Annotated in this window: 9 protein-coding genes; 8 read left to right on the top strand and 1 reads right to left on the bottom strand. The window is 51.9% G+C overall.

What is annotated here, in order from left to right; genetic code table 11:
- Positions 1-516: 516 nt before the first annotated feature.
- From ACI32D_RS02345 to brnQ, 8 genes are all read left to right on the top strand, one after another.
- Positions 517-1,827, top strand: coding sequence for a PTS sugar transporter subunit IIC (locus ACI32D_RS02345; RefSeq protein WP_439775047.1), 1,311 nt, complete (start codon positions 517-519; stop codon positions 1,825-1,827).
- Positions 1,820-2,707, top strand: a complete 888-nt coding sequence (locus ACI32D_RS02350; protein WP_439775048.1) for an alpha/beta hydrolase — start codon at positions 1,820-1,822, stop codon at positions 2,705-2,707. The genes ACI32D_RS02345 and ACI32D_RS02350 overlap by 8 nt, the downstream gene beginning before the upstream one ends.
- 52 nt (positions 2,708-2,759) lie before the next feature.
- Complete coding sequence (locus ACI32D_RS02355) at positions 2,760-3,569, top strand: Cof-type HAD-IIB family hydrolase (protein WP_439775049.1); 810 nt, start codon at positions 2,760-2,762, stop codon at positions 3,567-3,569.
- A gap of 3 nt (positions 3,570-3,572) precedes the next feature.
- A complete protein-coding gene (locus ACI32D_RS02360; protein ID WP_439775050.1) occupies positions 3,573-4,322 on the top strand; it encodes a gamma-glutamyl-gamma-aminobutyrate hydrolase family protein in 750 nt (249 codons plus the stop codon).
- 155 nt (positions 4,323-4,477) lie between these two features.
- The gene (locus ACI32D_RS02365) at positions 4,478-5,389 is read left to right on the top strand and encodes a DMT family transporter (protein WP_439775055.1); all 912 of its coding nucleotides are present in this window, start codon (positions 4,478-4,480) and stop codon (positions 5,387-5,389) included.
- A 96-nt stretch (positions 5,390-5,485) separates the two neighbouring features.
- Positions 5,486-6,196: an AzlC family ABC transporter permease gene (locus ACI32D_RS02370; RefSeq protein ID WP_439775051.1), complete on the top strand. Its 711-nt coding sequence runs from the start codon at positions 5,486-5,488 to the stop codon at positions 6,194-6,196.
- Positions 6,180-6,503: an AzlD domain-containing protein gene (locus ACI32D_RS02375; protein WP_439775052.1), complete on the top strand. Its 324-nt coding sequence runs from the start codon at positions 6,180-6,182 to the stop codon at positions 6,501-6,503. The genes ACI32D_RS02370 and ACI32D_RS02375 overlap by 17 nt, the downstream gene beginning before the upstream one ends.
- Before the next feature lie 420 nt (positions 6,504-6,923).
- Positions 6,924-8,288, top strand: coding sequence for a branched-chain amino acid transport system II carrier protein (gene brnQ / locus ACI32D_RS02380; RefSeq protein ID WP_439775053.1), 1,365 nt, complete (start codon positions 6,924-6,926; stop codon positions 8,286-8,288).
- Positions 8,289-8,369: 81 nt separating this feature from the next.
- Here brnQ and ACI32D_RS02385 read toward each other — a convergent pair.
- On the bottom strand, positions 8,370-11,354 hold a 2,985-nt coding region (locus ACI32D_RS02385; RefSeq protein ID WP_439775054.1), incomplete at its 5' end, for a diguanylate cyclase domain-containing protein.

Genomic DNA, 11,354 nt, shown 5'->3' on the forward strand with positions numbered 1-11,354 from the left:
CGCCGAAAGTAGTTGGTGGGAAACTGCCTGCGAGGATAGGAAGCTGCCGCGCGAGTCAAGAGTCAGACGGAAGTCTGGCTCTTTTTGTTTTATTCTCTGTTTTCTTTTTTGCTTAAATTCTATATGCATATTACAGGATAATTGCAGTTTGTTTTCTTTTAAGTTACAAGTTACTTACTTTTCTAAAGCATTTCTTAAGGATGGGCAGATGACTCGCATTTTTTCTGCTTGGCCGTTACAATAAAAATATAGCTTATAATTTTAAACACAAACATCATAGAAAGCAGGCAGCTACCATGGGATTGCTAACACTCATCATCGGTTTGGTAATGCTGGTTAACCCCACATTGGCAACTGAGACAGCTAACAGTGTTGAATAAATACATTTCTTTTGTTACTTTTTTAAACCGGGCCAGGAATTGGTCCGGTTTTTGTTGTGAAAAAAGCGGAGAAAAATTTGCTCATTCGTAATTTGAATTTGTATAATTAAAGTAGTTTTTGTGGGGGGAAGAGTAAATGGACAAATTAGCTAAGTGGTGCATTTGGCTGCGCCGCCGCTCCTTTTTCAGAGTGGCTCAGCGGACTTTTGCTGTTCTAATGCCGATCGCGACGGTCGGGGCCTTTTTCCAGGTTTTGCAGGACAGCGTCTTCGCGCCGGAAAGTTTTATCTACAATTTATTTGATTTTGACAAAATCATGAGCGACCGTTTCTGGGACATCGGGACCAGCCTGTCGCAGTCCGTGGTTGAAGTTATCTTCGGCCTTTTTTGCCTGTTCACGGTTTATTTCTCAGCATCTTTTACGGCCAAAATTTACCGTAAAGATGCCACGATGGCCGGGATCAGTGCGACAACTAGTCTCTTAGTCATGGTCTACCTCTTTCAGCTGGGCCTGACTGGGCGGATTTCTTTGCTCTCTGGGGGCTATTTAGGCTTCCAGTACGCCTTCTTTGCCCTCTTGCTGGGTTATGGGGTAGGGCAGGTCTTTCACTGGCTGGGAGCCGATTATGAGTCTGTCAACTATGAACACACCAAATTAGTTCAGGACCGGGCGATCAAGGCCTTGAAGCCAACCCTGGTCACTGTAATTGGCGGCGTCATTGTCGGTGGGATCCTCTATGCCGTCATCAGCAAGGTTAAGGCTAACTTCAGCTTGAGTGCTGTAACTTCATCGGTTGAGAACTCCAACAACCTCCTTTTGACAGTACCGTCAACAGCCTTGGCCTCCTTCCTCAGCTGGCTGGGTATCGATGCCCCGATTCTCAATTTGAGCAATGTTGAAAATTCAGCCGCGGCAACCGCCAACTTGACTTACGTCTTGCGGCGGGGGTCAATCTGGAAGATCCCTTACCCATACCTGGGTGGATCTTTGATCTCGACTTACGGGGTCATGGGCGGCTGCGGGGCTATTCTGGCTTTGGCCGTAGCCATCTTGATCTGGGGAAGACGCAAAGAACCGGAAACTGTAGCCAAGATGAACCTCTGGCCGCTTTTATTCAGCTCTCCTCGGGGCTTTTTGGTCGGATTGCCGGTAATCCTCAACCCGATCTATGTTCTCCAGCTGGTTTTCGTGCCAGTCGTGAACATGCTGATCGCGGCTTTGGCGATTTCCTTGCACATCGTGCCAACGCCGGTTTACCCGATTTTGACCGGGACGCCGGGGCCCTTGGTGCCATTTTTTGCTACTAACGGCAACTGGCCAACCTTGATTTTCAGTATCTTCCTCTTCTGCCTGGACGTGGTTATGATGATTCCAGCCGTTAAACTGGACAACCGGACCAAGGCCCTGCTGAAGGACTATGAAATGGAGGATGACCGTCATGTTTAAGAGCCGCAACTGGAAACTGATCGTCATTGCCTTGACGATCATCATTTTATTGGCCATTCCAGGCTATTCCTGGATGAAAAAGACCAACAAGGAACACGCTGAACGGCAAAGGTCCCAGCTGTCGCCTTTAATCATGGTTCCCGGCTCAAGTGCCACCGTCAACCGTTTCAACGAACTGGTTGACCTGCTTAACGAGAACACTCCTTACAAGCACAGCCTGCTCAAGGTCGAAATTAGTGAAGACGGGACCTTGACTTACTCTGGCTCAATTAAAAAAGGGGACAATGAACCCTTTATCGTGGTCGGCTTCCAAAACAACCATGACGGCTACAGCAATATCAAGAAGCAGGCCGGCTGGCTGGACGATGCCTTTTACGAGATTGCCAAGACTTACAAGTTCAACAACTTCAAGGCTTTTGGCCACTCAAACGGGGGCCTCATCTGGACCTACTGGCTGGAACACTACTACAGCGACTATTCAGACGAAATCACCATCAAGCGTTTGATGACCCTGGGTTCGCCATACAACTTCAGTGAAAAGAGCACCAAGTACAAGACGCAAATGCTGACGGACTTTATCAAGTACCGCAAGCGCCTGCCGAAAAATCTGATCGTCTACTCCCTATCCGGCGGGGAAAACTACGAATCTGACGGGATCGTGCCGGAAAGCAGTGTGGAAGCCGGCAAGTACATCTTCCAAAACCAGGTCAAAGGCTACACCATGATGACCGTCACCGGGGCTGAAGCCCAGCACTCCAGCTTGCCGCAGAACAAGCAGGTGGTGAAGATGATCCAGCAGTACTTGCTCAAGCAGCAGACTAAGCCGGGCCCAAGCAACAGCCAAAACACCAAGCACAAGTCAACTAGTGCAAGTGACTAGGAGGCAGCCGCTTTTTGCCGTAAAATAGTAGCAAAGATGAAAGGATACATGCATGAAGATTAAATTGATCGCGGTGGACCTGGACGGGACCCTGCTGACTTCCAGAAAGAAGGTCAGCCCTAAGACCCTGGCGACCTTGAAAAAGGCCCGGGAAAAGGGAATTTACGTGGTGCCCCTGTCCGGCCGGCCCCTGCCTGGCGTCTTGAAGGTCTTTGAGCCCTTCAAGCTGGACCTGGCAGACAACTTTGCTATTTGCTACAACGGCGGCCTGGTCCAGCGGATGGACGGGGAAGTCTTGAGCGCCAGCCCCTTGACTGACGAAAACGTCAAGCACCTGCTTAGCTTGAAGCAAAAGGGGATCATGGGTCCCTACTTTATGGACACCAAGGACTTTTACGTGGCGCCTGGCGCCAGCACTTTTGGCGTTGGTTTTACCGCCCGGGCCCGGAACATGGGGGTCAAGCGGCTTGAACCTGGCAAGCACTACGAATTCATCAAGGGTGAGTTCGTTTCCCTGCCAAGCAAGATGAAGAAGTTCAAGGCCAGCTTCAGTCCGGAAACTGAGCGGGAGTTCGAAATCTCTGCTTCCGGACGCCAGTGCCTGGAATTTAACACACCCGGCACCTCTAAGGGCAAGGCACTGACCACTTTGCTGGATCTGTTGAACATCAAGCCGGAAGAAGCCATGATTTTTGGCGACAACAACAATGACCTCTCCGGTTTCCAATTGCCTGGGGTCTTTAAGGTGGCCATGGGCAACGCGATCGACGAAATCAAGGCCGCGGCTGACTACGTCACGGCCAGCAACAACCAGGACGGTATCGCCTTGGCGGTGGAGAAGTTTGTAGACATGGGAGAATAAAAAATGGCAAAAGCAGTTATCGGCATCTCTGGTTCAGAAGTCACGATCCAGGCTGGTCCCTTCATGGGCGAGCCCCGGACCTATGTCAATGCCGCCTACGTGGACTCAGTCCTCAAGAACGGCGGGATTCCCCTGGTAATTCCATTTACCGCTGGCGGGAGCGAGATGGCCTTTCAGCAGCTGGATCTGGTTGACGGTTTGATTCTGTCCGGTGGCCATGACGTTGACCCTCACCTGTATGGTGAAGAAGTTGACCAAAAGAGCGGGGAAACCTGGCCGGACCGGGACGCCTTCGATATGGCCCTGTTAAAGCGGGCAGAAGAGACCGGCAAGCCTGTCCTGGGCATCTGCCGGGGCGCCCAGATCATCAACGTGGCCCATGGCGGCAGCATGTGGCAGGACCTGTCACTGCGGCCAGGTCATACTTTAAAGCACATGCAGGCCACCCGGCCGGACGTGGGCACTCATGTGGTCAAGATCAAGAGCGGAACCACCCTGGAAAAAATCATGGGCGAAAGCAGCCTCATGACCAATTCCTTCCACCACCAGCTGATCAAGGAAGTGGCCCCGGACTTGACTGAATCAGCCAGCGCCGGCGACGGGGTGCCGGAAGCCTTGGAAAGCACTGACGGCAAAATCATCGCCGTTCAGTGGCACCCGGAAGAAATGCACGCTAACCCGGCCCCGGAAGCGGCCATCATGAACCGCCTCTTCAAGTACCTGATTGATAAGGCAGAAGAAGAGAAGAAGTAGCAGAAATAAACTCAAGCAGCGTTTTCGCTGCTTTTTATTTTGCCTTTTTTAGAAAGAGACTAACAAAAATCTCATAAAGCTGTCATAATGTAAAAGGATCTGTCTTTTTCAGACAGAAATAGAATGTTACACGTGAAACGATGACGGTGAAGAAGATGAAAGACAAGCATTTGGGAATCCTGTTGGCAGTTATTGGTGCTTCCTTGTGGGGAACCTCGGGGACCGCGGCGGAAATGCTCTACCAAAACCCCAACATCAATACCTTCTGGCTGGTTGACGTCCGGTCTTGGCTGGCTGGGGCAAGCCTCTTGCTCATCTCCTTGGTTCACAAGGGGAAGGGGACCTTTGCCATTTTCAAAAATCCCCGCGACCTGGTTTACGCGGCCGTGTTCTCCATATTGGGCATTACCGGGGCCCAGTTCACCTACTTCTATACGGTGGCGGCCTCAAACGCGCCGACAGCCACCGTCCTGGTCTTCCTGGCCCCGGTCTTGATCATCTGCTTTATGGCGGCTAAGACCCGGCAAATGCCCCGGAGAATCGATTTGATCGCGATCTTGCTGGCAGTGGTTGGGACGGTGATTTTGGTGACCAATGGCAATTTATCTCATTTGGCCGTTACCCCCAATACCCTGGTCTGGGGCTTCTTCAGTGCCTTGACCCAGGCGCTAGCGATTGCCATGCCGGCCAAGCTGTTCAAAAAGTACGGGACCATCACCATTTTGGCTTGGGGGATGTTGCTGGGCGGGATTATCCTCAGCCCGTCTTTGACCCTCATGCCAGCCAAAGGGGTTACGGTCAAGGAATGGAGTCTGGTGATCTACATCGTGATCGCTGGTACGGTTTTCGCCTACTCACTTTACCTGTCCAGCGTCATGTATATCTCAGCCAGCCTGGCCAGCATGCTGGAAGCCTTTGAACCACTAGTAGCGACGATTTTATCGGTTTCTCTTTTAGGCAGCGACTTCGGCATCATGAAGATGATTGGCGGGCTCTTGATCATCCTGGCCACCTGCCTGCAGGTCGTGCCCAGTCCCCGCCGGGGCAAATTGCAAAGAAATCTTTAGAACTTTTTATGCATATTGCCAAAAAAGCCCGTCAGCTCAAGGGAAACTGTGTTAAAATCAAAGCAATGATTTGATCATTAACATGGGGGAAAACAATTGAACAATGTATTAGACGCCAAAACCGGGGTCAAGGATACCCTGCCGACCGTGCTCGGCTACGTGGGGATCGGGACCGCTTTTGGCATTATCGCGCATACCAACGGCTTTAGTCCCTTGGAGACTTTTGTCATGTCCTTGCTGGTGTACACGGCTTCGGGCGAGTTCGCCCTGGTCAGCATGCTTCCAGCCGGCAGCAGCCTGTTTTCAATCTTCGCGGCCACCAATTTGATGAGTGCCCGGATGCTTTTGATGACTATGACTTTGGCACCGAAATTCAAGGACGAGAAACTGGTTAAAAATCTCTGGCTGGGCAGCCTGGTAACTGATGAAACTTTTGCTTTGGCAATCACCAAACTGAATTATACCAAGGGCAAGCTAAGCTATGACTGGCTGAACGCGGCCAATATCGTGGCTTATGCCGCCTGGTGCCTGTCCAGCCTATTTGGAGCTTTGATCGGCAGCGTAATCACCGACACCAAGGCCCTGGGCCTGGACTACGCGGTGGTCGCCATGTTCCTGGGGCTGCTCTATCTGCAGCTGATCACCGACCAGTCGGTCAAGATTGAGCTGCAGCTGGTCATGATCGGGGTAACGATGGTTCTGACCTACTTAGGTCTGATCTTCCTGCCGGCCAGCGTGGCCACGATTGTGGTGACGGTAGTCGGTTGTTTAGTGGGGATGGTGATCAAGCATGTCTTTTTCGAGTAAATTACTGATAACTTTTCTGGTCTGCGGCGGCGGGGTAACTCTCTTGCGAATCCTGCCTTTCCTGATTTTGAAAAAATTCTGCCTGCCCAAGTGGATGGTGGAATTCCTGCAGTTCGTGCCGATCGTCATCATGACCACCTTGTGGTTCGGCAGCCTTTTTACGGCCAGGCAGGGGCATTTGCCCAAGGTCGACTGGCAGTATCTGACCGCGACTCTGCCGACACTTGTCGTGGCCTATTTCACCAAGAGCTTGATGTGGATCGTGGTCACCGGGGTGGCCAGCGTGGCCCTTTTGCGGTTGATTTAAATTTTTTTGGACAAAAAGCTTGCATTTAGCTGAGAAAAGTATTAGATTATAAACAAGTTAAAAAACGAGTTGAAACACTGAAAAGAGCAGAGTAGCCCCGGACATAAGTCTCACAGAGAGCCGCGGTCAGCTGGGAAAGCGGCAGACGGGTCCAAGGCGAAAGTAGGCTCTGAGTGGTTGGCGCGACGTCTTTGCGAAGTGTCAAATGGGTTCGCCCTTTACAGCGACAACGTCTTGGCCGACGGGCCAGCACGGGGTAAGGCCGTTTTGGCGACAAAGCGGTGAAGCAAAGGTGGTAACACGCGCAAGCGTCCTTGTAGAAACAATCGTTTCTGCAGGGACTTTTTTTTACTCGTTTTTTAGCAACTCGAGATTAGCGCTGATCTCCGGATATCATTAGTGATTGCAAGGAGATTTATCATGAAAAAGTTAACTAGCAAACAGTATTTGATCATCGCCTCTTTGATTTTCGGCATGTTTTTCGGGGCCGGGAATTTGATCTTCCCGGTTCACCTGGGGCAAATGGCTGGCAAAAACTGGCTTCCCGCCGCCATCGGCTTCATCATTTCCGGGACTCTGATCCCTCTGGCCGCCTTATTGGCCCTGGCCGTTACCCGGGCTGATGGGATCTTCGGTTTAGCCCGGCCGCTGGGGAAAAAGTTCGCCCTGGCCTTCTTGATCTTGGTTCACCTGACCCTGGGGCCGCTCTTCGCGACTCCGCGGACGGCAACTGTGCCTTTCTCCATGTTTTCTGACCACTTCTCAAAGGGGATGCAGCCTTGGGCTCTTTTGATCTACTCAGCCATCTTCTTCGGCATCGTTTACTACTGCTCTTTAAGTGAAGGGAAGATCACCGACCGGGTTGGCAAAATCCTTAACCCAGCCTTCCTGGCCCTGCTTTTCATCATCTTTCTGATCGCCATCTTCAAGCCAATGGGGGCTGCCAGCAGCACCCAGGCAAGTGCCGACTACCTTACTGCTCCTTTGACCAACGGCTTCCTGCAGGGCTACAACACCCTGGACGCCTTGGCTGCTCTGGCCTTCGGGATTACGGTCGTTACGGCCATCAAGGGCTTCAAGCTCAAGGAAGGCAAGGAAACTTCCCTGGCCCTGGCCAAGACTGGTGCCATCGGCTTTGCCGGCATCGCCATCATCTACCTTATCTTGATTGCCCTGGGCGCCAGCAGCCTGCACTACTTCAAATTGTCTGAAAACGGCGGGATTGCTTTTGCCCAAATCGCCCGCCACTACCTGGGCACTTTCGGGGAAGCCCTCCTGGCTACTTTAGCCACCATCACCTGCATGTCCACGGCCATCGGCCTGGTAGTTGCCTTCGCCCAGGACTTCCATAAGCGTTTTCCAAAAATTTCCTACCGGACTTTCCTGACCTTCAACTGCCTGCTCTCATTTGCCATTGCCAATGTTGGCCTGACCACCATCATCGCCTGGTCAACCCCGGTTTTGATGTTCCTCTACCCACTGGCCATCGCCTTGATTTTCTGTGGCTTGACCAGCAAGCTTTTCAACAATGACCCGGCAGTTTACAAGTTCGCGGTTTACTTCACCATCATCCCGGCCCTCTTTGACGGCTTGAACGCGGCCCCAAGCGTAATTTCCACTACTGCTTTTGCCAAGGCCGCCCTGGCCTTGGCCGGCCGCTACCTGCCCTTCTTCTCACTCGGGCTGGGCTGGCTGACTTTTGGCATTGCCGGCTACCTGCTGGGTCTGGGTATCCACCTGTACAAAAGCAAGGCCAGCAGCCGGGCAGTCGAATTAGCCGACTAAAATAAAGTATTTCCTTGCAAAAAAACAACAGATAAAAATACAGCGTGAAAGCAAATTAAGCTTCCACGCTGTTTCTTTTTGTTAATAATAAGCAGGCTTGTAGGGACTGCCGCAGCTGCCCTTGCGGCCGTTTTTCTTAACCTGGTAAAGGTTGTGGTCGGCCAGGCGGATCATGCTCTTGATTTCATCGCTGTTATGGGCGATCCCGTAGGTATAGCCGGCAGAGACGGTGATGTTCATGTAGAGGTCCAGGATCTGCACATGCTCCAGTTCGATCCGCAGCTGCCTGTCTTGCTTTTCAACCGTGTCAATATCGGTAAAGTCGCGCAGAATCAAGAATTCATCGCCCCCATATCGGTAGCAGTGGCCGATTCCGTAGATCTTGAGCAAAAGCTGGCTGAGTTTCTTCAAGACCTCGTCGCCATAGAGGTGGCCAAAATTGTCGTTGAACTTCTTGAAGTGGTCGACGTCCAGCATCATGACCAGGATCGGCTTGCCGGTAAGGTAGTTGAAGTCCCGGGCAAAATTGTGCCGGTTTTTCAAGCTGGTCAAGTCGTCTCTGGCGGCTTCATGTTCCAGCTGGTTGATCCGCTTGCTGGTGTTGGTCACGTCCGTAAAGAAGCCAAGCAGGCCGACGATCTGTCCCTTGTCATAAACAGGCGCTTTAAAGACCAATATTTCCCTAACCCTTCCCCGGGCCAGGGTCTTGCCCAGTTCTCTGATTGGGACCCCGTCACGCAAAAGCTGCTCTTCGCTTTCCTGGAAGTTTTCCGGGTGGATGTTGAGGCCCAGCTCATTATCATTATGGCCGATTACTTCAGGCAAAGACAAGCCATAGTAGTTTAAAAAGTGCTGGTTGGCCCCCATGAAATTGCGCTCTTTGTCCTTCCAGAAAAGGCCGAGCTTGATCTGTTGGGTGATAGCGTCCCAAAGGTTGTCCGTCTTGATTTTTCCTTTGTCCTTGTCCAAAAAGACTGGATTGCGGACTGGCTGCCCGTCCATGGTTGAGAGGAAGGCCTTGGTCGTGCCGTTTTCCGCCACCAGCTGCAGGAGAATCCGGTAGTGAAAGTGTGGCCCCGTTAAGACGTAAGAAGAGCTGTCGCCGATTTCTGAACAGCTTTTGACCGCGTCCCAGAAGCGAAGGCTATTGCTGTCTTGACCCAGCTCCAGTTCATTGACATAGTCTTTTTCCGTCCCATTGACCTTGGCCACCCAGTCCTGGGCGGGCGGATTGAGATAGGCCAGGCGGACCTGGTTGCCATCAATCAAGTAGACGGCCACGGGAGCGGAGCTGCCCAGGCCAGGCTTCTTATGGTCAAAGAAGCGGTAGGCTGGATCCAGCAAGTCGATTTGGTTTATCTCTTGATAGAAGGTCTGCTCCTCATGGCCTTGAGCTGAATATCCCTTTTGCCCGAGCAGCTTCAAGCTGTCCTTGAAAGGCGTGGCTGGAAAGAGGCAGTTGCCTTGGACCAAGACGGCCCCAACCGACTTGAGGAAGTCCAGCTGGAGCTTGTTTTCCACATTTTTAAAAATCGGCCGGATTCCCAGCTGCTTGCAGGCGCTGAGCAGGTTGGACAGAACCGCGGCTTCCTTGGAGCGGACCGGGTTCAGCGAAAGCAGGTCAAACTTCATGAATTCAAAAGAGTAGTGGGTCAAAAAGTTCGTGGTCGGGTAGCTGCTGCTGGCGCAGTCAAAGGCACAGGCGTAGTGATTGTCTTCCAAAGCGGCTAAAAGCTGCTTGATCGTTTCCGGTTTGCAGGCACTGGAAACGGCCAGGTCAAAGATCAGCTGGCTGTGGGGCAGCTGGTATTTCTGCATCAGCCGGTTGACTTCTTTGAGGAAAAGCTCGTTTTCCAGGTCATCGGTGGACAAATTGATCACGAGGGGGACGATCTGCAGATCTTGTTTCCGGCGACAGGCGTAGATTTTGCAGGCTTCTTCCAAAATATGCAGGTCCAGCAGGTGGGAGAGCTGGCTTTCTTCCAGCACCGGCAGAAAGTCTTCTGGATACATGGTCCCGTAGACCGGATCCTTCCACCGGGCAAGGAGTTCAAAGGCTGCGATCTTGTGATTCATGAGGTTGATGACTGGCTGCACGTCAGAGTTGATCCAGCCCTTCTGCAGGGCTTCGCTGAAGTGGCCCAGGATGTAGTCGCGCTTGTCAACTTTCTCTTGAACTTTGGCCGTATAGTAGTTGCAGACCCGGTTTGAATTGCTGGAGGCAAACAGGGCAAAGCGGGCCTTGTCAACGGCGGCCAGGGCCAGCTCGTTAGCTTCATCTGCCAGGTAGATTCCGCAGTGAATAGTGGCCAGGTGGCCTTCAGAAAGTGCCTTGACCTTCAGATTCAGCTTGACCAGCTGATTGTCAATCTGGCTGGAGTCAGTAATGATGACAAACTGGTCCTGGAAGTAGCGGACCAGGTGGGCATCCGGGAATTCCTTTTTTAGCAGCGTGGCCAATTGGCAAAGGAAGGCATCGCCCTTGAGGTAGCCAAAGCGGTTGTTGTAGACGTGCATGTTTTTGATGTCCAGAATAACCACGGCTGCCTGGCCGCGGTCCTTGATGATTTCGCGCAGGTAGTGGCCGCCACTTTCGTTGAAGTTGGTCATATTGGCCAGGCCGGTCAGTCCGTCGATCAAGTCATGCTTTTTAGGAGCTTTGAGATAGGGATCCAGGCTGTCGATTAAGTCACTGCCGCCTGTCGTCAGATCAAAATAATGGACGACCAAGAGCTTTTGACCAGTTTTAGTTATTTGTGATTTGCAATAAGCTAAAAGCTGGTGATAATGACCGCCGATCGACAGGCGATAGGTCATCTGTCCGCTGGCTTGCTGGCCCATTTTTCTAGAATAGGCCAGCAGCCGGTTCCGGTCATCCGGGTGGATCCGGTTGAAGCTGCGTTGGTTGAGATAGCCCAGCATTGATTCCCGGTCTGACTGGACCATCTGGCAGTAGCCATCTGATAAGAGAATGACTTTGTATTGCCCGCCAATCAGTTGGTAGATTAGGATGGGAAAAGGAGAGCGTTCGTAAGTTTCCCGCGCGTCTTCACTAAAATCGTACAA

It is taken from the genome of Lactobacillus sp., assembly GCF_051873315.1.
Classification (GTDB): domain Bacteria; phylum Bacillota; class Bacilli; order Lactobacillales; family Lactobacillaceae; genus Lactobacillus.

What these genes read in the sequence shown, in the direction of transcription:
- ACI32D_RS02345 (WP_439775047.1), top strand. Translation starts at nt 517, where the DNA reads ATGGACAAATTAGCTAAGTGGTGCATTTGGCTGCGCCGCCGCTCCTTT.
- ACI32D_RS02350 (WP_439775048.1), top strand. Translation starts at nt 1,820, where the DNA reads ATGTTTAAGAGCCGCAACTGGAAACTGATCGTCATTGCCTTGACGATC.
- ACI32D_RS02355 (WP_439775049.1), top strand. Translation starts at nt 2,760, where the DNA reads ATGAAGATTAAATTGATCGCGGTGGACCTGGACGGGACCCTGCTGACT.
- ACI32D_RS02360 (WP_439775050.1), top strand. Translation starts at nt 3,573, where the DNA reads ATGGCAAAAGCAGTTATCGGCATCTCTGGTTCAGAAGTCACGATCCAG.
- ACI32D_RS02365 (WP_439775055.1), top strand. Translation starts at nt 4,478, where the DNA reads ATGAAAGACAAGCATTTGGGAATCCTGTTGGCAGTTATTGGTGCTTCC.
- ACI32D_RS02375 (WP_439775052.1), top strand. Translation starts at nt 6,180, where the DNA reads ATGTCTTTTTCGAGTAAATTACTGATAACTTTTCTGGTCTGCGGCGGC.
- brnQ (WP_439775053.1), top strand. Translation starts at nt 6,924, where the DNA reads ATGAAAAAGTTAACTAGCAAACAGTATTTGATCATCGCCTCTTTGATT.